At 60.8% G+C, this 21,283-nt stretch carries 15 protein-coding genes and 1 pseudogene; 9 read left to right on the top strand and 7 right to left on the bottom strand.

Features of this window, described 5'->3' with window-relative positions:
- Positions 1–273: 273 nt before the first annotated feature.
- From entF to fes, 3 genes are all read right to left on the bottom strand, one after another.
- A complete protein-coding gene (gene entF, locus CWM52_RS23075; protein ID WP_100686221.1) occupies positions 274–4,155 on the bottom strand; it encodes an enterobactin non-ribosomal peptide synthetase EntF in 3,882 nt (1,293 codons plus the stop codon).
- Positions 4,152–4,370 carry an MbtH family protein gene (locus CWM52_RS23070; protein WP_100686220.1) on the bottom strand — a complete coding sequence of 73 codons (219 nt, stop codon included), beginning with the start codon at positions 4,368–4,370 and terminating at the stop codon, positions 4,152–4,154. The genes entF and CWM52_RS23070 overlap by 4 nt, the downstream gene beginning before the upstream one ends.
- 98 nt (positions 4,371–4,468) lie before the next feature.
- Positions 4,469–5,713, bottom strand: a complete 1,245-nt coding sequence (gene fes, locus CWM52_RS23065) for an enterochelin esterase (protein ID WP_227521332.1) — start codon at positions 5,711–5,713, stop codon at positions 4,469–4,471.
- 219 nt (positions 5,714–5,932) lie between these two features.
- On the opposite strand from fes, the gene CWM52_RS23055 reads away from it, so the two are divergent.
- Positions 5,933–8,188 carry a TonB-dependent siderophore receptor gene (locus tag CWM52_RS23055; RefSeq protein WP_100686216.1) on the top strand — a complete coding sequence of 752 codons (2,256 nt, stop codon included), beginning with the start codon at positions 5,933–5,935 and terminating at the stop codon, positions 8,186–8,188.
- A 115-nt stretch (positions 8,189–8,303) separates the two neighbouring features.
- Positions 8,304–8,936 carry an enterobactin synthase subunit EntD gene (entD, locus tag CWM52_RS23050; RefSeq protein WP_100686215.1) on the top strand — a complete coding sequence of 211 codons (633 nt, stop codon included), beginning with the start codon at positions 8,304–8,306 and terminating at the stop codon, positions 8,934–8,936.
- Positions 8,937–9,012: 76 nt separating this feature from the next.
- On the opposite strand, the pseudogene CWM52_RS23045 reads toward entD, so the two are convergent.
- Both CWM52_RS23045 and CWM52_RS23040 read right to left on the bottom strand, forming a co-directional pair.
- Positions 9,013–9,246: pseudogene (locus CWM52_RS23045) on the bottom strand (hypothetical protein); the annotation flags it as partial.
- Between the two features lie 366 nt (positions 9,247–9,612).
- Positions 9,613–10,311 (bottom strand): GNAT family N-acetyltransferase, encoded by a 699-nt coding sequence (locus tag CWM52_RS23040; RefSeq protein ID WP_100686214.1) that lies wholly within the window; start codon positions 10,309–10,311, stop codon positions 9,613–9,615.
- Positions 10,312–10,523: 212 nt separating this feature from the next.
- Between CWM52_RS23040 and CWM52_RS23035 the strand changes: the two genes are divergently transcribed.
- From CWM52_RS23035 to CWM52_RS23015, 5 genes are all read left to right on the top strand, one after another.
- The gene (locus tag CWM52_RS23035) at positions 10,524–12,092 is read left to right on the top strand and encodes an ABC transporter substrate-binding protein (RefSeq protein ID WP_100686213.1); all 1,569 of its coding nucleotides are present in this window, start codon (positions 10,524–10,526) and stop codon (positions 12,090–12,092) included.
- 100 nt (positions 12,093–12,192) lie between these two features.
- Positions 12,193–13,206: an ABC transporter permease gene (locus CWM52_RS23030; protein ID WP_100686212.1), complete on the top strand. Its 1,014-nt coding sequence runs from the start codon at positions 12,193–12,195 to the stop codon at positions 13,204–13,206.
- Positions 13,206–14,039 (top strand): ABC transporter permease, encoded by an 834-nt coding sequence (locus CWM52_RS23025; RefSeq protein ID WP_100686211.1) that lies wholly within the window; start codon positions 13,206–13,208, stop codon positions 14,037–14,039. Before CWM52_RS23030 ends, CWM52_RS23025 begins: the two co-directional genes overlap by 1 nt.
- On the top strand, positions 14,032–14,868 hold the full coding sequence (locus CWM52_RS23020; protein WP_100686210.1) for an ABC transporter ATP-binding protein: 837 nt from the start codon (positions 14,032–14,034) through the stop codon (positions 14,866–14,868). The genes CWM52_RS23025 and CWM52_RS23020 overlap by 8 nt, the downstream gene beginning before the upstream one ends.
- Positions 14,855–15,559 (top strand): ABC transporter ATP-binding protein, encoded by a 705-nt coding sequence (locus tag CWM52_RS23015; RefSeq protein ID WP_100686209.1) that lies wholly within the window; start codon positions 14,855–14,857, stop codon positions 15,557–15,559. The genes CWM52_RS23020 and CWM52_RS23015 overlap by 14 nt, the downstream gene beginning before the upstream one ends.
- An 835-nt stretch (positions 15,560–16,394) precedes the next feature.
- Here the strand turns inward: CWM52_RS23015 and CWM52_RS23010 are convergent.
- The gene (locus CWM52_RS23010) at positions 16,395–17,114 is read right to left on the bottom strand and encodes a phosphodiester glycosidase family protein (protein WP_416308821.1); all 720 of its coding nucleotides are present in this window, start codon (positions 17,112–17,114) and stop codon (positions 16,395–16,397) included.
- A gap of 83 nt (positions 17,115–17,197) precedes the next feature.
- Positions 17,198–18,313 carry a YbdK family carboxylate-amine ligase gene (locus CWM52_RS23005; protein WP_100686207.1) on the bottom strand — a complete coding sequence of 372 codons (1,116 nt, stop codon included), beginning with the start codon at positions 18,311–18,313 and terminating at the stop codon, positions 17,198–17,200.
- A 334-nt stretch (positions 18,314–18,647) separates the two neighbouring features.
- On the opposite strand from CWM52_RS23005, the gene CWM52_RS23000 reads away from it, so the two are divergent.
- Positions 18,648–20,312: an ABC transporter substrate-binding protein gene (locus CWM52_RS23000; RefSeq protein WP_100686206.1), complete on the top strand. Its 1,665-nt coding sequence runs from the start codon at positions 18,648–18,650 to the stop codon at positions 20,310–20,312.
- A 17-nt stretch (positions 20,313–20,329) separates the two neighbouring features.
- Positions 20,330–21,283 carry an ABC transporter permease gene (locus CWM52_RS22995; protein ID WP_100686205.1) on the top strand — a complete coding sequence of 318 codons (954 nt, stop codon included), beginning with the start codon at positions 20,330–20,332 and terminating at the stop codon, positions 21,281–21,283.

Genomic DNA, 21,283 nt, shown 5'->3' with positions numbered 1-21,283 from the left:
GCACAGAGGCGTAGCCCGGGTAAGGCGTTTACGCCGCGACCCGGGTATAATGCCCCCCCGGATAAGGCGCTTGCGCCGCGACCCGGGAATAACGCCCGTCCGGGCAGGTTAATACGAGACGAATACCGAGCGCCAGGCCGGGTCAGTTCGCGCTCCCCGGCAAAATACCGGCACAGAGGCGTAGCCCGGGTAAGGCGTTTACGCCGCCACCCGGGAATAATGCCCGCCCGGATAAGGCGCTTGCGCCGCGACCCCGGGAGGGGGGATCTCTCCTTACCCCAATATCTCCCGCACGACCGGACCAATCGATGCGAAGGCCTGCGGGGAGATAATATCCACGTGGGCGCAGTTCTGGCTAAAGACCTCCAGTTCGCCCACCCAGGGGCCCCATACCGCCTGCGGATCCATTCCCGCCTGGCGCGTTTTCTCCGCCACAAACAGCGTCGCCTTGCCATCAAATTTCGCGCTATGCGCGGTGGTCAGCAGGCGAACCGCATCGGCATAGTTGCCCTCGATAACGCGGAACAACTCGCCGGAAGTCTGCCCCTGCTGAGCGGCAAGGAAAGCCTCGCGCTCGCGTTCAATCTCAGCCAGCACCTCAGGGTCCAGACCGTTAGCCTCTTTCTCCGCCCAGTTCTGCGTCTCCGGCGGCCAGGTATCCAGCAAGCCCAGGAACGCCACCGCTTCGCCGCGCTGGCGTAAGCGGGCGGCAATCCCCTGCGCCAGCGTCCCACCGAGGGAATAACCAAACAGGTAATACGGCCCGTGCGGCTGCTGTGCCAGCAAGGTCTGCAGATGTTGTTCGCACACTTCATCGAGATTTGCCGCGCTCATCATCGGCCCTTCCGGACGCGGCGACTGAATGCCGGTAATCGACCAGCGCGGATGAAGATAGCGGGCCAGCACGCTGAACTGCCAGGCAAAACCCGACGCCGGATGGAAGCAAAACAGCGTCGGCCCGTCGCTGACGCGCAGCGGCAGAATCGCATCAAAACCCAGGCGCTGCATCTGCTCATCGCTAAGATCGGATCCCAGCTGCGCGCTCAGTTTCCCCACCGTCGAGGCCACCATCACCTGCCCCGGCGTCACCTGACGTCCCAGCTCGCGGCTGAGCTGCGCCGCCAGGCGCATCGCCAGCAGCGAATGGCCGCCGAGGGCGAAGAAATCGGCTTCAATGTCGTTCACTTCACAACCCAGTAGCTGGCTGAATGCCTCAGCCACCGTGGTTTCGATCCCCGGCTCCGGCGCTCGACCGCCGCGTTCACTACCTAAAGTCGGCAGCGGCAGCGCTTTGCGATCCAGCTTGCCGTTGGCGCTCAGCGGCAGTTCCGCCAGCTGAATCAGCACCACCGGCAGCATATGCGGCGGCAGCTGTTCGGCGAGACGCGTTTTCAGCGCTGTCGTATCCAGCGGCAACCCGGACTCTGACACCAGGTAACCGACCAGCTGGCGGGCATCGCCACCGGTCGCCGCCGCCTGATTGAAAACGCAGGCGTGGGTCACTGCCAGAGCAACGTCCGGCAGCGCAGACATGACGCGGTCGATTTCGCCCAGCTCAATACGCTGCCCGCGAATTTTCAGCTGATCGTCGCTGCGCCCGAGGTATTCCACCGCGCCGTTATCCAGCCAGCGCGCCACGTCGCCGGTGCGGTACATCCGTTCACCGGCGGCAAACGGGTCGGCGATAAAGCGCGAAGCGGTCAGATCCGGGCGGCCCAGATACCCCTGCGCCAGCTGAATACCGGTCAAATACAAATCTCCGGCGACGCCCGGCGGAACCGGCCGCAGAGTAGCATCGAGAATACGCAGTCCGGTATTCCATACCGGCCAGCCAATCGGCACGCTGTTGCCGGTGACCGCCGCCAGCTCCGCCCCGCAGGCCGGATACCAGCTCACGTCCACCGCGGCTTCGGTCGGACCATAGAGGTTATGCAGCGGCGCACCGGTCAACGCTTCCCACTCACGGCACAGGTCGGTTGGTAACGCTTCCCCGCTACAGAAGACGCGCTTCAGCGTTCGGCAGGTCACCACGTTTTCAGCATCCAGCGAAGCCACGAACGCTGCCAGCATTGACGGCACAAAGTGGGTGGTGGTGACCCCGTAGCGGGTAAAGAACTGCTGCATCGCCTGCGGATCGCGATGGGCTTCCGGCTCGGCCATCACCAGCTGCGCGCCGGTAATAAACGGCCACCAGAATTCCCACACCGACACATCAAAGCTGCACGGCGTTTTCTGCGCCACCACATCTTCGGCGGTCAGCGGATAGTGATTTTGCATCCACAGCAGACGGTTCACGATCGCAGTTTGCCCGACCATCACCCCTTTCGGGCGCCCGGTGGAGCCGGAGGTAAAGATGATGTACGCCGTATACTCCGGCTGCGAGAGCGCCAGCGGAGTGTCATCGCCTGCCGCCAGCGGCTGCTGATAACACAGGGTTTCCAGACCCGGAATAGCGCTAAAACGGGCCAGCTGATCGTCTGCGGTAATCAGCAGCGACGGACGGGCGTCCTCCAGCATCATGCGCAGGCGATCGTCAGGATACCCGGTATCCAGCGGCAGCCAGGCCGCACCGGCCTCGACGATACCGTGCAGTGCCAGGGTGAGGAACACTGAGCGCGGAAGCGCCACCGCGACACTATCGCCCGGCTTGACGCCGCGTTCACCCAGCAGTCGGGCCAGCGCCACCACCTGCTGGCGCATCTCCCGGTAGCTAAACTGTCGGGTCGCGTCCGCCAGCGCCGGGGCATCCGGCGTTTTCGCCGCCTGCTCCGCCACCAGGGCGCTGAGCGTCGTCGGCAGCAGCGCCACGCTGGTATCATTGACCTGCGCCAGTTGCGCCGTCTCGGCGGTCGACAGCAGATTGGCCTCACCGCAGCGTAGCGCCGGATCGGCGGCAAACTGGGTCAGCAGCGCGGATAAACGCGCCACGTGCGCGCGCAGCGTGGCCTGGTCATAGCGCGTTTTGTTCGCCAGCACCTCCAGCGACAGTCCGCCGGACTCATCCGGAAACAGCGCCAGTTCAAGATCGTTTACCGGGCCGGTCGCCAGGGTGTGGGTCACCGCCTCGATACCGTCAATATCCAGAACATAATCAAAGACTTTAATATTGAGCACCGGGCCAAACAGCGGCTCATCGCCCGCCGCTTTGCCGCTATCGCGCACAATTTGTTCGGCGTCGTAGCGCTGGTGGCGGCGCATTTTTTTCAGCCGGGCGCTGAGACGCAGCGCCAGCTCCGCCAGCGTCTCTTGCGCATCGATATGTACCGCCAGCGGCAGAACGTTCAGTACCGGGCCGGTTGCAGTCAATGCCGCCGAGCCCATCCGGCGCATAAAGATAAAGCCTGCGGCATAGTCCATGCGGTTGCATAAGCGGCCAAGCCACAGGGTGGTCAGCGCCAGCGCCAGATCGGCGCGCTGACACTGCGGCGCGCCAGCGGCCAGGCGGCTGAACAGGCCGGCATCCAGATCCAGCTTCAGGCGCCAGATATCGGTACTGGTCGCTCGTCCCGCCAGCGGCGCGGCAGAGAGCGACGCCGGTGACGGCAGGGCTTTGCGCTGTTCGCTCCAGAACGCTTTATCACGCTGCCAGGCCTCGCTGCCGTAGTAGCGCTGATACTCGTCAACAACCTCAGCGAAAGGGGTAAACGGTGACGCCGGCGTCGCCTCCCCACGTTGCCAGGCGCGATAAATCGCCGCTATCTGGCGGGTAATAGCGGGGAAACTGAAGCCATCGACCAGTAAATGATGATAACGCTGATACCAGTACCAGCAGTCATCCGCCACCCGCAGCAGCTGGTGACACACCAGCGGGTTGCCGCCGTCCACGCGTAAATTCTGTCCGAGGTCGACCTGCATTAACGCCAGCGCAGCGTCGTGCGGATCGCGCGCCTCGCGCAGGTCGTAATAGTCAGGTTCAGCGAAGACAGGATGCTCATCGACCCATTGCCAGGCTTCGCCATTCTCTTCACAAAAACGCAGGCTGAGGGTGTCGGCCTGCGCCAGACCGGTGACGATTGCCCGCCCCAGCAGCGCCGGATCAAGATGGCCGCGCAGCTCGACATAATGAGCGACACTCCATGCGCCGGGCAGCGTAGAGAGCCGTTCCGCCATCCAGATCCCAGGCTGCGCCGCGACCAGCGGTAAACGAGGGCTCATGTCCGGCTCCTTGCGGCAGCATGATGCGCAGGGGTAAGGGTTGACCAGTTCGCCGCCAGCCAGTCGTTGCACGCCGCTAAGGACTGCGGCGGGCATTCCACCACCCAGCCTTGCGGCAGCGCGCAGTGGTGCGGCCACAGGCTGTACTGCTGCTGTTCATTGCGCAAAATGTAAAACTGCCCTTGCGGATTATCGAAGGGGTTGCTGAATTGCATACCAAACTCCTGTCTTTACTCGCCACCCTACCGGCGGTTTTCGCCCAGGCCACAGCCTCGGGGTAAGCGGAAGGATGTTGAATCTGAAGCGCACTTTGTTATTGCCCGCGGCTCAGCGGCTGCCAGAGCTGGATGAGTCCAGCCGTCAGCCCGCCGCGCCAGCAAAGCGCATCGTGTCCACCGTCAACCTGACGCCAGAAAATCGTCTGCGGTGTCTGCTGTAGTCGCGATAAAAGTGCCTGATTGGCACGAAAAATAAGCGGCTCACGCTCTCCGGCTTCCAGCCAGATTCGCAGGCCGTGGGGGCGGAGCACGCCCTGGCTCAGGCGTTCGATCAGCAGGCCGCTTTGCGCGCCGCCGCGATGCGGCCACCAGTAGGAGCCAGACTGACTCAACACGCAGCCGAAGCGCTGCGGCCAGTACAGCGCGGCAAACATCGCCGCCAGGCCGCCAAAGCTCTGCCCGGCGACCACGGTGCGATCGGCGCGATCGCTAAAAGGCGCGATTTGCTGCACCCTAGGCAAAAGCTCTTCCTGCACCGCCAGCCAGAAATCAGCGTGGCAGGGCAGCTCCCGGCTCCGGTGTTCGTTGTCGATAACATCAATCAGCAGATACACCGCAGGCGGTAGTTTTGCCTCGCGCGTCAGCCCGGCCAGCGCGGACCACACCGGCATGCTTTCGGCCCAGAACTGGCCATCAAGCAGCAGCGCCAGCGGACGCTCTGCGGCAGCGGCCTCACCGGTGGTGTAAACCCATATCCGCCGCGAGTTGCCCAGCCGGGCGCTGTGCCATTCAATACACACTGGTGGTTGATAAGGCTCATCGCGCAGCGACCAGCCGGGTTGTTCCGGCGCCAGCGGCAGTTCCAGCGCCGAAACCGCGTGGCCGCGCCCGCCTTTCCAGCTTTGCGGGTTTAGCGGATCGGCTATCGCCTGCGGCAGCAGCCTGCGCCAGCCTTCACGCAGCAGCATCCGGTCCGGACTGTCGCTGGTAAAAATCTCAGGGGCAAAATCGTCATCGCGTTCGGAGGGAATAAAACAGTAGCTGCCGCGCCAGGCGGGCGACAGCGTGGTTTGCCATTGCCAGGCATCGGTGCCGGGTACGCGCGTCAGGGTTTGCGGTACGGCATTTTGATGATGGTCGGTGACGCCGGTGATGTAAATCCACACTCGCTTCGTCAGCGAGGTCTCTTCGCTGCCCGCCGGATCCCGCCACCAGAAGGTCACCTGGCAGCCATCGCCAACGGGCTCAGCCTGCGGACCGGAGATCCCCTGCCACCAGCCATCACTTCCTGTTATTAGCATTCCGTCATTAACCCTATGTTTACCGTGACTTTTCTCAATAAATGTAATTTTTTATTGATAATATTATTGATAACTATTTGCATTTGCAATAGCGTATTACCGCACTTTGGAAAGAGCCACTTCTGATTACACATGTCAGAGAGGGCCAATTGGTCGGCGACGGAATGCCCTCGCTCTCTACTGGCAACATTTCTGCCGCCTCCCCTCCCGGTGGGAAGGGGTTTCAGGGGCATGCGGCAACGGAAAGCAGGACGTAAAATGCATAACAAGATCAAATCCCTGGCCTTGCTGGTCAATCTGGGAATTTATGGGGTTGCCTTCCCGCTGTGCGCGGAAGAGACCCCCGAGAGTAAAAAAACGGCCGCTGAAGAGACGATGGTGGTCACCGCCGCCGAACAAAACCTGCAGGCGCCGGGCGTATCGACGATCACCGCCGAGGAAATTCGTAAACGTCCCCCCGCTCGCGATGTCTCCGAAATTATCCGCACCATGCCGGGCGTTAACCTGACCGGCAACTCCACCAGCGGCCAGCGCGGCAACAACCGTCAGATTGATATCCGCGGCATGGGCCCGGAAAATACCCTGATCCTGATTGATGGCAAGCCGGTCACCAGCCGTAACTCCATCCGCCTCGGCTGGCGCGGCGAGCGCGATACTCGCGGCGATAGCAACTGGGTTCCACCGGAGCTGATTGAGCGCATTGAAGTCATTCGCGGACCGGCGGCGGTACGTTACGGCAATGGCGCCGCGGGCGGCGTGGTCAATATCATCACCAAAAAAGGTGATAACCAATGGCACGGTTCATGGAACACCTACATGAACGCCCCGGAGCACAAAGATGAAGGTGCCACCAAACGCACCAACTTCAGCCTGAACGGCCCGCTGGGCGGCGACTTCAGCTTCCGTCTGTCAGGTAATCTCGATAAAACTCAGGCCGATGCCTGGGATATCAACCAGGGCCACCAGTCAGAACGAACCGGGATTTACACCGATACCCTGCCTGCCGGCCGCGAAGGGGTGGAGAATAAGAATATCAACGGCGTCGTGCGCTGGGACTTTGCACCGATGAACTCGCTGGAGTTTGAAACGGGCTACAGCCGCCAGGGCAACCTGTATGCCGGGGATACGCAGAACACCAACAACGATAACAGCAGCAACGGCCTGGTGAAGAAAAACTACGGCAAAGAGACCAACCGTCTCTACCGTCAGACTTACTCGATGACCTGGAACGGCGGCTGGGATAACGGCATCACCACCAGCAACTGGGCGCAGTACGAACATACCCGTAACTCACGTCTCGGCGAGGGGCTGGCTGGCGGTCTGGAAGGCCTGTTTAACAGCGATAAGTTTAGCGATATCGACCTGTCCGACGTGATGTTGCACAGTGAAATCAGCGTTCCGTTTGACCTGTGGGTCAATCAGAACCTGACGCTGGGTACCGAGTGGAACCAGCAGCGGATGAAGGACATGTCTTCTAACGGTCAGGCGTTACAGGGCGGTCCGATTGCAGGCATGGGTGATGACCGTAGCCCGTATTCGCAGGCGGAGATCTTCTCACTATTTGCCGAAGATAACATTGAGCTAACCGACTCCACTATGTTGACCCCGGCGCTGCGTTTCGATCACCACAGCATCGTCGGCAATAACTGGAGCCCGTCGCTGAATCTGTCGCAAGGGCTGGGCGACGACTTTACCCTGAAGATGGGCATCGGCCGTGCCTATAAAGCGCCGAGCCTGTACCAGACCAACCCGAACTATCTCCTGTACAGTAAAGGCCAGGGCTGCTACGCCAGCGCAGATAATGTCGGTTGCTATATGCTAGGTAACGATGACCTGAAGGCAGAAACCAGCATTAATAAGGAGATTGGCCTTGAGTTTAAACGCGACGGCTGGCTGGCGGGAGTAACCTGGTTCCGTAACGACTATCGCAACAAGATTGAAGCCGGCTATGCGCCGATCGCCCAGACCGGTACGGGTAAAGTGAAAACCGATATTTACCAGTGGGAAAACGTACCGAAAGCGGTGGTAGAAGGTCTGGAAGGGACATTAAACGTCCCGGTTAGCGACACCGTTAACTGGACCAACAACATTACCTATATGCTGCAGAGCAAGAACAAAGAGACCGGCGACCGTCTGTCGATTATTCCGGAGTATACGCTGAACTCAACGCTGAGCTGGCAGATATACCAGGATGTTTCCGTGCAGTCGACCTTCACCTGGTACGGCAAGCAGGAACCGAAGAAGTATAACTACAAGGGTCAGCCGGTCACTGGTAGCGAGAAGAACGAGGTAAGCCCGTACAGCATCCTCGGCCTGAGCGCGACCTGGGACGTCACCAAATATGTCAGCCTGACGGGCGGCGTGGATAACGTCTTCGATAAGCGCCACTGGCGTGCGGGTAACGCGCAGACAACGGGTAACGCAACGACCGGTGCTTATATGTACGGCGCGGGCGCCGAAACCTATAACGAATCGGGCCGGACCTGGTATATGAGCGTAAACACGCAGTTCTGATTACACGCCTGAAGCCCAGGCCGCTCTCCCCCGGAGGACGGCCTGGCTATTTGGCCTCCTGACGGGGCAACCGCAAAGCTATCCCCTCACCTGCATCCTGACGTAGGATGACACTATGCAAACGACACACTCCACGTTTCTTTTTGCCGGCCATCGGCTGCATCAGATTGATTTCGACCCCGGCACCTTTGCGCCTCACGATATCCTGTGGCTTCCCCACCATCAGCAGCTGGCAAATTGCGCGAGAAAACGACAGATGGAACACCTTGCCGGACGTATCGCGGCGGCCTGCGCCCTGAAAGCGGCGGGCGTGAAAGGCGTTCCCGGAACCGGCGACCAGCGGCAGCCACTGTGGCCTGCCCCGTGGTCTGGCAGCATCAGCCACTGCGGCACCCGCGCGCTGGCCGTCGTCGCCGACCGACCGGTCGGGATCGACATCGAAAACGTCTTTACCCCCGCACTGGCGGCGGAGCTGGAGAGCAGTATTATTCGTCCGCCGGAACGCGCGGTGCTGATGGCCAGCGGACTGCCCTTTACACTGGCCCTGACGCTGGCTTTTTCGGCGAAAGAGAGCGGATTTAAAGCCCTGCCTCTCGCACAGCAGCCAGGAACAGGGTTTATGGACTTTCGGATAACCGGGATTCAGGGCGAGGTCGCCACTTTGTGGACTGCGCAGCAGGTGTTCCAGGTACACTGGATGCTGGATGAGCCCTACGTCATCACGCTTTGCCAGACGCAACACCGGTAATAAAGGAAGAAACCCGCACGGTCAGGACCGCACGGGGGAAACGTCATCCGGGCTCAACAGATTGTTTTGGCGAGGGCGATAATAGCTTGCCATAGCTGGCTCCCGCGTTCAGACCAAATAATTTGACGTTGGTGTAGTTGGTGTAGTTGGTGTAGTTGGTGTAGTTGGTGTAGTTGTAACAGACATCGACTTTGATCTGTTCATTGGCGCGGGAAATCAAAAATGGCGCGGCATTGCAGGTCACCGCCACTTTCCCCTCAGCGCCAGCCCGGTGGCCTCGTTTTGTACCGGCGTTGATTTGGTCGTCGATGGCGGGTTTATCTGCTGGTAAGCAGAACATATCGGCGCATCCGCGCTAAACCGGCGACCGGATCTTCAGATCTGTGCCTGCCCTTCTGCCGGGCGGCGGCTGGCGCCTTGCCCGGCCTACAAACCTGGTCTGTGCCAGTGACCGGACCTTCAGACCTGCGCCTGCCCTTCTGCCGGGCGGCGGCTGGCGCCTTGCCCGGCCTACAAAACCTGGTCTGTGCCAGTGACCGGACCTTCAGACCTGTGCCTGCCTGTAGGCCCGTGCAAGCGAAGCGCCGCCGGGCAATTCCGCGGCACTTTCTGGCAATATCTGGCAATTTCTGGCAATTCAGAGCAACTCCGGACAAAGCCCGTTGCCAGTAAGCGGCTATGAGCGCAAATCCTCCAGTCGCTTCACCTGTCTCCCTTCACCATCAAAATTCTCCACCGCCAGCCATGCGCGCAGCGCCGCATCCCGCGCCGCCCATTCGCTATCAATTATCGACAGCTGATCGCTGTCACGAGTGCGCCCTTTACGCACCATTTTTTGCCGCAGACGGCCCTCCCAGGTAAAGCCCAGGCGCTCCGCCGCTCGTCGTGAAGCGATATTCATCGAATCACATTTCCACTCCAGCCGGCGATAGCCCTGCCCGAAGGCATTTTTCAACAACAGCCACACCGCTTCCGTGCCCAGCGGCGTATTCTTCATCTGCCGCGACCAGGTCACATGGCCGATTTCAACGGTCCCCATTGCCCGATCGATGGCCATATAGCTGACCAGCCCGACCGCCCGCTCGGTCTGCAGATCGATAACCGCAAACGGCACCAGCGCGTCATCGTTGACTTTACCTGCCACCCAGTGGGCCGTGGCTTCGACGCTCGTCGGGCAGGAGCTGGCCAGCCATGTCCAGTCGCTCTCATCCCCCAACGCGTAGGCGGCAAACAGATCGCCGGTATGGCGCTGAACGTCCAGCGGTTCAAGCCGACAAAAGCGCCCGTTTAACGGCGTGCGTTTCAGGACTCTGGCCCCCTGCCAGTCTGCGACAACATCATTCACCACCTGACCAAATTGATTGATTTCCGGCATGCCCGCACCCCGTTGAATTGTAATGAAATTGTTATATCAAGAAGCGCGACGGACAGAAAGCGCGCCGCCGCTTATTTTGATTAATAACCCAGCGCCATGAATTATTCTTTTTATGCATAAGCTTATCCGCATTTTGACTTTACGACTGCGGTGAAGCGGCCTAACGTAGCGAGGCATAAATAATCAAAACAACATTTTTTCAGGGATTGCACATGACCAAAAAACTGCTGTCTTTACTGGTGCTGAGCGCACTCTCCGCCGCCGTCCATGCTGCGACACCGCCCTCCACCCTGGTCGTTGCCCAAGGTCTCGACGACATCGTCAGCCTCGACCCGGCAGAAGCCAATGAGCTTTCCAGCATTCAGACGGTACCGAGCCTCTATCAGCGCCTGGTTCAGCCCGATCGCGATAACCCTGAAAAAATCACCCCGATTCTGGCCGAAAGCTGGCAGGCTGAGCCGGCGGCGAAAACGCTGACCATCAAGCTGAAGCCCGATGCCAGATTCGCCTCGGGCAATCCGCTGCGCCCGGAAGATATTATTTTCTCCTACACCCGCGCGGTGACGCTGAATAAGTCCCCCGCGTTTATCCTCAACGTCCTCGGCTGGCAGCCGGACAACATCGCCAGCCAGCTGAAAAAGGTCGATGACCATACGCTGCAACTGCACTGGACCGCTGACGTCAGCCCGGCGGTGGCGCTGAATATCCTCTCCACGCCGATCGCCTCCATCGTGGATGAGAAGCTGGTGGCGCCGAACGTTAAAGACAACGATTTCGGTAACAGCTGGCTGAAAATGCACTCGGCGGGCAGCGGCGCGTTCAAAATGCGCGTCTATCAGCCGCATCAGGCCATCGTGCTGGAGGCCAACGACAGCTCGCCTACCGGCGCACCGAAGCTGAAAAGTATCATTATTAAAAACGTCCCCGATCCGGCCTCTCGCCGCCTGCTGATTCAACAGGGTGATGCCGATATCGCCCGCGATCTCGGCGCCGATCAGATAGCCGCCCTGCAGGGAAAACCCGGCGTTAAGGTGCTGAGCATTCCTTCCGCCGAGCAGAACTACCTGGCATTCAACACCGGCAACAGCGCTAACCCGCTGCTGAAAAACCCGGCCCTGTGGGAAGCCGCGCGCTGGCTGGTGGATTATGACGGCATCACCAAAGATCTGCTTAAGGGCCAGTATTTTGTACATCAGAGCTTCCTGCCGGTTGGTCTGCCGGGGGCGCTGGATAATAATCCGTTCAAATTTGACCCGGCGAAGGCCAAAGCGATTCTCGCCAAAGCGGGGATTAAGGACGCGCACTTCACTCTTGATGTCGAGAACAAACCGCCGTTCATTACTATCGCCCAGTCGATGCAGGCCAGCTTTGCCCAGGGCGGCGTGAAGATTGACCTGCTGCCGGCCGCGGGCAGCCAGGTGTATGCCCGCGTGCGCGCGAAGCAGCACCAGGCAGCGATTCGCCTGTGGATCCCGGACTATTTTGACGCCCACTCCAACGCCAGCGCCTTTGCGTGGAATGATGGCAAATCCAGCACCGTCGCCGGTCTCAACGGCTGGCAGATCCCGCAGCTGAATAAAGAAACCCAGGCGGCGGTCGCCGAAGCGGATCCGGCAAAACGCCTCGATCTGTACAAAAAAATGCAGGAAGAGCTGCAGCGCAGTTCGCCATATGTATTTGTTGATCAGGGGAAAACGCAGATCGTGGTCCGCGATAACGTCAAAGGCTATCAGCAGGGCCTCAATGCCGATATGGTCTGGTACGATAACGTCACCAAGTAATTTCCCTTGTTGTCGGGTGGCGCTGCGCTTACCCGGCCCGGGTTCTCGTTTTTTGTAGGCCGGGTAAGGCGAAGCCGTCTCCCGACATGAAGAGACTTCCATGCCACATTTTTCCAGGCGCGTGCTACAGGGGCTGCTTACCCTGCTCCTCACGCTCTTCGGGCTGTTGCTCGTCACATTCGCCCTCTCCGCGTTTTCACCTGTCGATCGGGTGCTGCAAATCGTCGGCGATCATGCCAGCCAGTCGACCTACGATCAGGTTCGCCACCAGCTCGGGCTCGATCGCCCGCTGCCGGTACAGTTCTGGCACTATCTGGTTAACCTGGCCCACGGCGACCTCGGCACCGCCAGCTCCACCGGCCAGCCGGTACTGCACGACCTGCTCGCCACCTTTCCCGCCACCCTCGAACTGGCCACCCTGGCGCTGATCGTCGGGGCGCTGTTCGGGGTGATTGCCGGCGTGCTGTGCGCCCGTTACGCCGGTTCCCCGTGGGATCTGGCGGTCCGTACCTTGACCTTGATTGGCAACTCGGTTCCCATTTTCTGGCTCGGGCTGCTGATGCTGGCGCTGTTCTACGCCAAATTGCAGTGGACGCTGGGGCCCGGCCGACTGGACGATATCTATCAATATACCGTCGAACCGCGGACCGGCTTCGTGCTGATTGATACCTGGCTCTCCGGCGATAAAGAGGCGTTCAAAAACGCCATTGGCCATCTGCTGCTGCCGGTGCTGCTGCTGGGATACTATTCGCTGGCCAGCATCACCCGCCTGACGCGTTCCGCCTGCCTCAGCGAGATGAACAAAGAGTACATCCTGCTGGCGCGCGCCAAAGGGGCCAGCGAAATGACGATTCTGCTGCGTCACGTGCTCCCCAACATTCGCGGCACTCTGCTGACGGTGATCGCTCTGGCCTGGACCTCGATGCTGGAAGGCGCGGTGCTGACGGAAACCGTCTTCTCGTGGCCGGGGATTGGCCGCTACCTGACTACCGCGCTGTTTGCCGGCGATACCACGGCGATCATGGGCGGTACGCTGCTGATTGGTGCCAGCTTTGTCTTCATTAATAACCTCACCGATCTGCTGGTGCGGTTGACCGACCCGAGGGTGCGCTGATGCCGGCTTATCTGTTTTTGCGTCGTCTGCGTCGCTCCCCCGCCGCCTTTTGCGGGCTGATCGTTATCGCGCTGCTCCTGCTGGTGGCGCTGTTCGCGCCGTGGCTGGCGCCGCTCGATCCCAACTGGCAGGATGCCGCGGCACGCCTGCAAAGCCCCGATGCCCGGCACTGGCTCGGCACCGACAGCTATGGCCGCGACCTGCTCTCTCGCCTGATTTACGGCGCGCGCCCGGCGCTGGGGCTGGTGGCGTTAGTCACTCTGATTACGCTCCCCGCCGGTCTGCTGGTGGGGATTCTGTCCGGCTATTACGGCGGCTGGCTGGAACGTATTCTGATGCGGTTTACCGACGTGGTGATGTCAATGCCTCGCCTGATCCTCGCCTTTGCCTTTGTCGCCATGCTGGGGCCGGGGTTGGTTAACGGCGCGCTGGCGCTGGCGCTCACCACCTGGCCCGCCTACGCTCGCCAGGCGCGCAGCGAAATTCAGCGCCTGCGCCATAGCGATTATCTGGCTGCGGCGGAGATGATGGGCATTCGCGGCTGGCGGCTGCTGACTGGCCATATTTTGCCGCTGTGTCTGCCCTCCGCCATCGTGCGCCTGGCGCTGGATCTCGCCGGCATTATTCTCGCCGCCGCCGGGCTCGGTTTCCTCGGTCTCGGCGCGCGTCCGCCGATGGCGGAATGGGGGGCGATGATCGCCGACGGAATGCAGGTCATTTTCGATCAGTGGTGGATTGCCGCCGCGCCCGGGGCGGTGATCCTGATAGCCAGCCTGGCCTTTAACCTGCTGGGCGACGGCCTGCGCGATGTTCTGGAGCCGCAACATGACTGATACCCGACTCACCGTTCAGGGGCTATCCATCGACTATCCCTCTGCCCGGGTGGTGAATAACCTCAGCTTTACGCTCGGCAACGAGCGGCTGGCGCTGGTGGGCGAATCCGGTTCCGGCAAATCGATGACCGCCCGCGCGCTGATGGGGCTGGTGCGTCGTCCGGGCGTGGTCAGCGCAGAAACGCTGAGCGTGCTGGGGCACGATCTTCTGACCCTCAACGCTCGCCGCTGGCGTGCGCTGCGCGGCAACGATATCGCCATGGTCTTGCAGGATCCGCGCTATGCGCTGAATCCGGTGCAGACCATTCAGGCACAGCTGGAAGAGGCCTTAACGCTGCATCAGCGCCTGAGCCGCCGCATGCGGCTGGAGGCGGTGAAAGCCGCCGTTGCCGCCGTCGGCCTCGATTTACCCGTACTCAGCCGCTACCCCGGCGAACTCTCCGGCGGAATGGGGCAACGGGTGATGATCGCCATCGCGCTGTTGAACAACCCGAAAGTGCTGATAGCCGACGAACCGACCTCGGCGCTCGATTCCCGCCTGCGCAATCAGATCCTTGAACTGCTGGTGGAACAGTGCGAGCAGCGGCAAATGGCAATGCTGCTGATTAGCCACGATCTGCCGCTGGTGGCGGAGCATTGCCACCGGGTGCTGGTGATGTATCAGGGCGCACAGGTCGATGAGATGCCCGCCCGCGAGCTGCCTCAGGCGACGCATCCCTACACCTGTACGCTGTGGACCTGTCGTCCCGATGCGAGCACCTACGGCCAGATGCTGCCCACTCTCGACAGAACGCAGGACTTTACGGAGGCGGCGCATGGCAGTCGTTAATCTCGACGCATTGCAGGTCATTTTTGCGGAAAAAACGGCGGTTTCCGCCGCCAGCTTCCGCGTTGAGGCCGGGGAAACTTTCAGCCTGATCGGCGCTTCCGGCTGCGGAAAATCGACGATTCTGCGGGTTCTCGCCGGGCTACAGCGCGAGTGGCGCGGCGACGTTCAGCTGTTCGGCAAAGCGATAGCCCCCGGGGTGCGTTTTCAGGGCGAGTTGCGCCGCAATGTGCAGATGGTATTTCAGGATCCCTATGCCTCTCTGCACCCCAACCATACGCTGTGGCGAACCCTGGCTGAACCGCTGAAAATCCACGGTCTCGACGCTATCCAGCAGCGGGTCGCTACCGCGCTGCAACAGGTGGGGCTCCCCGCCGACGCCGCGCGTCGTTATCCGCATCAGCTTTCCGGCGGCCAGCGCCAGCGCGTGGCTATCGCGCGGGCGCTGCTGCTGCGCCCGCAGATCCTGCTGTTAGATGAGCCCACCTCGGCGCTGGATATGTCGGTGCAGGCGGAAATTCTCAATCTGTTGAACCGGCTGAAGCAGGAGCACGGCATGACCTATCTGCTGGTCAGCCATGATGCCGATGTGATTGCGCATATGTCGGATCGGGCGGCATTTATAGCCGAAGGGGTCATTCAGCGCTTCTTTGACCGCGAGGCGCTGATGCAGGGCGAACACCGGATGACATAACAGCCATCCGGGTGGTTTCCCACAGGTGCCCGAAAATATTCCCCGGTGGCGCTGCGCTGACCGGGGCTACAGGGGCGTGCGCTCGGGTTGCCCGGATTAGGCGCTTGCGCCGCTATCCGGGTGGTTTCCCCACTGGTGTCGGAAAATATTCCCCGGTGGCGCTACGCTGACCGGGGCTACGGGGGCGTGCGCTCGGGTAGCCCGGATAAGGCGCTTGCGCCGCCATCCGGGTGGCCCGCAGGTGTCGGGAAATATTCCCCGGTGGCGCTACGCTGACCGGGGTTACGGGGGCGTGCGCTCGGGTAGCCCGGATAAGGCGCTTGCGCCGCTATCCGGGTGGTTTCCCCACTGGTGTCGGAAAAATACCCCGGTGGCGCTGCGCTGACCGGGGCTACGGGGTCGTGCGCTCGGGTAGCCCGGATTAGGCGCTTGCGCCGCCATCCGGGTGGTTGCCCACAGGGGGCCGGGAATATTCCCCGGTGGCGCTGCGCTTACCGGGGCTACGGGGTCGTGCGGCCGGGTAGCCCGGATAAGGCGCTTGCGCCGCCATCCGGGTGGTTTCCCACAGGGGGCCGGGAATATTCCCCGATGGCGCTACGCTGAGCGGGGCTACGGGGGCGTGCCGCCGGGTAGCCCGGATAAGGCGCGCGCGCCACCATCCGGGTGGTTTCCTGCAGGTGCCCGGAAATATTCCCCGGTGGCGCTGCGCTGACCGGGGCTACAGAGTCGTGCGCTCGGGTAGCCCGGATAAGGCGCTTGCGCCGCCATCCGGGTGGTTTTCCGCGGGGGCCTGGGAAAATCCCCGGTGGCGCTACGCTGACCGGGGCTACGGGGATTACTTGCTCTCCACCGCGATCATGGTCACGAACGGGTGATACTGCCACGGCACGCTGCCGCCTTTCCGGTACATCTTTGAAATGGTGCCGTCGAGATAGAGCATCTGCCGTACGTTGAGCTTTGACTGCGCGTAGCAGGCGAAATCGTAGAAGTTGGTTTCGCGATCGCTGAGCATAAAAATCACCTGACCCTGCCGGGTGATACCGACGCCGTTGCGCAGTTTACGTGAGCTGGCGGATGGCTTCAGGCGCCAGTTTATTGTGCCGTTTTCAATCAGCATCGGGCCGGACTGCACCGCGTAGGCGATCGTCGACGATGGCTTAAATTTATCGATGCTGACGATCCCCGCCTTCTGCCCCTGCAGATAAAACACCCCGCCGGGACGGATAAAAAAGTTGCCGCCGCCGGAAGCACGGTTAAGCGGAGCCTCCTGCACGCCCTTGTCGATATACAGCCCCAGCGGCGCGTAGTTCTTCGCGTAAATCCCGCCGTTCATCGCCATCTGCACGCGCCCGTCCCGATCGATATCCGCCAGCAGCGCACGCAGCGAACCGAAGGCCTCGCCATCCGCGTTTTTCCAGTACATCACGATGCGCTCGCGCTGCGGATTGACGGTATAGCTTTGTAGCGTCAGCGACGGGTCGGTGAGGGTGCATTTCCCGCTGGCCTGCGCGGCGAGGGGAATCAGCAGCGCTGGCAGCAGCGGCAGGAGGCGCAAAGTCATGAGAACGTTCCAGGTATGCCGCAGGAAGACGCGGGGCGGCGAAATCAATATTGGCCGCAGTATACCTTTTTGCCGGACTATGACGCCCAGATTTCGCAGTGTTTTTGTACCAGGCCGATCAGCGAGCCGCCGCCGGCGACAAACTCACGCATCTGCCGGGCTTCGCTCTTCTCCTGCCGCAGCTGGCGCCCGATCGCCTCAAGGGCGCTGGCGGCATTGAGCGTATCGGCGTAGGGCATGAGGCGGGGGATCAGCTGTAAAATCTCCTCGCCAAGCTGGCGTTGCTCGCCGCTGTGAACATCGGTATTGATGCCCTCCAGTCCGTAGCGACAGGCCTGGTAGCGGTTAAAAGGGTACAGCAGGTAGTCATCGGGATGGTGTTTAAACGGCCTCTCCGCCAGCAGCCAGCAGGCGAGGGTCTGGATGAATCCGGCGATATTGATCGCCTGCGCAACAGTGAGCGGGGTATCCATCACCCGCACTTCGACGGTGCCAAAACGCGGGCTGGGGCGAATATCCCAGTGCAGATCCTTCATACTGTCGATCATGCCGGTATAGCTGAGGCGCCGGAACAGGCGGGTAAACTCCTGCCAGCTATTGACCCACGGCATGGGCCCGTTGTCAGGATAAGCGGCGAACAAATTGAGGCGCGAACAGGCAAAACCGCTGTCGGCGCCGTCGAGCCACGGGGAGGCCGCATTCAGCGCAATGCAATGCGGGACGAAGCGCGACAGACCATGCAAAAGATAAAGCGCATCATCGCCGTTCTGGCAACCAACATGGACGTGTTGACCGAATATCGTCGACTGCTGCGCCAGGTAGCCGAAGTGCTCCACGGTTTTCAGATAGCGCGGATTATCGCTGATTTGCTGGCGCTGCCAGGTCTGGAAAGGATGGGTGCCGCCGCCGCAGATGTGCAGATGGTGTCGGGCGGCAGCGCGTAAAACCGCCTGCTGGATGGCGCCCAGCTGCATCGCCGCCTGGTGGATATCACGACAGACCCCGGTGGCGATTTCCAGCATGCTTTCGGTGATGTCATGTTTCGCCTCGCCGACGCTGAGGCCGCTCTTCACGTCATCGATAAGCAGCGAGGAGTCCTGGCTCAGGTCGTATCCTGGCGGATTGACCACCTGCAGCTCCAACTCAATCCCCAGGCTGAAGGGGTCGGAGCGGTGAAAGTCGGGTAGTGGCATGGTGACTCCCTGGTTAGCGCGATAAACGAAGTATAGATGGGATCGACCCAGGCTGATAATTGCGCGGAAATGATGAATTTATTTAATAAAAAGTGACGCTACGTTATTATTACCAGGCTTTGCAGTGGGGCAATAAATCGCCTGGTGCAATTCTGCAACTTATTTCACTCTGGTGGTGCGTAAAGATAAGGATTGTTTATTTTTTCAATTGAAATCATTTAGATATAATAGGTTGCTCTTATTTTATAAGCGCTTTCACACTTATTTTTCGCACGGATAAACTGGTATGCATCTTGCCTGTTAAATAACGACTTTATTTAACAGGGACAATGTGATGCTAAATAACACCGTACTTTTGCGCAAACGCCATCTCGCCGTCGCGGTGAGCGGCGCGCTGGCGCTCTTTGCCTCCCTGCAGGCCAGTGCTTCCACGCTGCGGATCGCCATGACCGCCGCCGATATCCCCCTGACGCTGGGGCAGCCCGATCAGGGGTATGAAGGCAACCGCTTCACCGGTATCCCGCTGTACGATGCGCTGGTCGAGTGGGATCTTTCACAGGGCGAAAAGCCCAGCGGCCTGGTTCCGGGCCTGGCGACGGAGTGGCACGTTGACCCGCAGAATCAAAATCGCTGGATTTTTACCCTCCGTCCCGGAGTGAAGTTTCATGATGGCAGCGAGGTGAACGCCGACGCCATCGTCTGGAACGTCGATAAGGTGCTGAACAAAGCCGCGCCGCAGTATGCGCCGGGGCAGATTGGTAATACGCTGTCGCGTATGCCGACGCTGAGCGGCGCGGAAAAAATCGATCAATATACGGTCGCGCTCACCACCTCCGAGCCGGATGCGCTGCTGCCGTACAACATCACCAACCTGTTTATTGTCTCGCCGACGGCGTGGCAGAAACAGTATGACGCGGTCCCGGCCAGCATCGGCGATGCGGCGGCCCGCAGCAAGCAGGCGTGGACGGCGTTCGCCGCGCAGGCGGTGGGCAGCGGTCCGTTTAAAATGGAAAAACTGGTTCCGCGCCAGCAGCTGATTCTCGATAAAAACCCGGATTACTGGAATAAAGCGCGCATTCCACGCGTCGATAAAGTGGTGCTGATCCCGCTGCCGGAGGCCAATGCCCGTACCGCCGCGCTGCTGTCAAAACAGGTGGACTGGATTGAAGCCCCGGCGCCGGATTCGGTCGATCAGATTAAGGCCCAGGGTTTTAAAATCTACGCCAACACCCAGCCGCACCTGTGGCCGTGGCAGTTCTCCTTTGCCGAAGGCTCGCCGTGGAAAGATATCCGCGTGCGCAAAGCCGCCAACCTGTGCCTTAACCGCGCCGAACTCAAAAGCTATCTCGGCGGTTACATGACCGAAGCGACCGGCGTCTATGAAGCCGACAGTCCGTGGCATGGCAAACCCACTTTCCAGATCAAATACGACCCGGACAGCGCCCGCAAGCTGATGACCGAGGCCGGATTTAGCGCCGCGAAACCGCTGCATGTCACGGTGGCAACTTCCGCTTCTGGCTCCGGGCAGATGCAGCCGCTGCCGATGAATGAATACATCCAGCAAAGCCTGAAAAGCTGCTTCTTCAATGTCGATATCAAAGTGACGGAATGGAACACCCTGTTTACCAACTGGCGTCTGGGGGCGAAAGATCCGTCGGCGAAGGGGATCGATGCGATCAACGTCAGCGCGGCGGTCAACGATCCTTATTTCGGCCTGATCCGCTTCTCGACCGCCAAAGCTTTCCCGCCGGTCGCCACCAACTGGGGCTATTTCACAACGCCGGAGACGGAAAGACTGGCGATGGCGGTGAAGCACGCTTTTACCCCAGCAGAGATGGATAAAGCCGCCGGGGAACTGCATGCGGCGCTGGTCGATCAGGTGCCGTTCCTGTTTGTCGCCCATGATGTCGGGCCACGGGCCATCTCGCCTGCGGTGACCGGCGTGGTGCAGCCGCAGAGCTGGTTTATCGATCTCAGTCTGGTGAGCAAAAAAGAGTAACCGCACAGGGGGCACAGATGATCAACACGCTGCTATACCGCATTCTGCTGGCCATCCCGACGATGCTCGGGGTGGCGCTGATCTGTTTTATGCTGGTGCAGATTGCCCCGGGCGATCCGCTGGTCTCGGTGATGCCGCCGGACGCCTCCGAAGCGCTGCGCCACACATTAATGCAGGCCTATGGCTTTGATAAACCGCTGCCTTTGCAGTTCGTGCACTGGCTATGGCGGGCGCTGCATGGCGATTTAGGCATGTCGGTGGCGACCGGGCGGCCGGTGCTTGGCGAAGTGCTGACGGCGGTCAGCTATTCGCTGCGACTGGCGCTGCTGGCAACCCTTATCGGTTTTGTGCTGGGTAGCCTGTTTGGTTTTGTCGCCGGTTACTTTCGCAACAGCATCGTTGATCGCCTGGCGTCGCTGCTGTCGGTTTTCGGCGTCAGCGTGCCGCATTACTGGCTGGGCATGCTGCTGGTCATCGTCTTCAGCGTCAAATTTTCCCTGCTGCCGGCCACCGGCGGCGGGCCGATTGGCGAGATTGGCTGGCAGTGGGACCGGGAGCATCTGCAGTTCATGCTGCTGCCGGCGATTACGCTGTCGGTGATCCCGACCGGGATTATCGCCCGCACCGTGCGTTCGCAGGTGGCGGACATTCTCAGCCAGGAGTTTATCGTCGGCCTGCGCGCCCGCGGGCTGAACGAATCGCGCATCTTCCTCCACGTGGTGAAAAACGCCGCGCCAACCGCGCTGGCGGTGATGGGGCTGCAGGTGGGGTATTTGATGGGCGGCTCGATTCTCGTTGAAACGGTCTTCTCCTGGCCGGGGACCGGCCTGCTGCTGAACACGGCGATTTTCCAGCGCGACCTGCCGCTATTGCAGGGGACTATCTGGGTGCTGGCGCTGTTCTTTGTGCTGCTCAATCTGCTGGTGGATATCCTGCAAACCACCCTCGACCCGCGAATTAAGAGGAGCTGA

Source organism: Raoultella sp. T31 (assembly GCF_002806725.1).
GTDB lineage: Bacteria > Pseudomonadota > Gammaproteobacteria > Enterobacterales > Enterobacteriaceae > Klebsiella > Klebsiella electrica.
The sequence above is the reverse complement of the archived record's forward strand: the minus strand, read 5'-3'. Positions and strand labels throughout refer to the sequence as shown.

Coding starts and splice junctions, on each gene's coding strand:
- entF (WP_100686221.1), bottom strand. CDS start 4,155: ATGAGCCCTCGTTTACCGCTGGTCGCGGCGCAGCCTGGGATCTGGATG.
- CWM52_RS23070 (WP_100686220.1), bottom strand. CDS start 4,370: ATGCAATTCAGCAACCCCTTCGATAATCCGCAAGGGCAGTTTTACATT.
- CWM52_RS23055 (WP_100686216.1), top strand. CDS start 5,933: ATGCATAACAAGATCAAATCCCTGGCCTTGCTGGTCAATCTGGGAATT.
- entD (WP_100686215.1), top strand. CDS start 8,304: ATGCAAACGACACACTCCACGTTTCTTTTTGCCGGCCATCGGCTGCAT.
- CWM52_RS23040 (WP_100686214.1), bottom strand. CDS start 10,311: ATGCCGGAAATCAATCAATTTGGTCAGGTGGTGAATGATGTTGTCGCA.
- CWM52_RS23035 (WP_100686213.1), top strand. CDS start 10,524: ATGACCAAAAAACTGCTGTCTTTACTGGTGCTGAGCGCACTCTCCGCC.
- CWM52_RS23030 (WP_100686212.1), top strand. CDS start 12,193: ATGCCACATTTTTCCAGGCGCGTGCTACAGGGGCTGCTTACCCTGCTC.
- CWM52_RS23025 (WP_100686211.1), top strand. CDS start 13,206: ATGCCGGCTTATCTGTTTTTGCGTCGTCTGCGTCGCTCCCCCGCCGCC.
- CWM52_RS23020 (WP_100686210.1), top strand. CDS start 14,032: ATGACTGATACCCGACTCACCGTTCAGGGGCTATCCATCGACTATCCC.
- CWM52_RS23015 (WP_100686209.1), top strand. CDS start 14,855: ATGGCAGTCGTTAATCTCGACGCATTGCAGGTCATTTTTGCGGAAAAA.
- CWM52_RS23005 (WP_100686207.1), bottom strand. CDS start 18,313: ATGCCACTACCCGACTTTCACCGCTCCGACCCCTTCAGCCTGGGGATT.
- CWM52_RS23000 (WP_100686206.1), top strand. CDS start 18,648: ATGCTAAATAACACCGTACTTTTGCGCAAACGCCATCTCGCCGTCGCG.
- CWM52_RS22995 (WP_100686205.1), top strand. CDS start 20,330: ATGATCAACACGCTGCTATACCGCATTCTGCTGGCCATCCCGACGATG.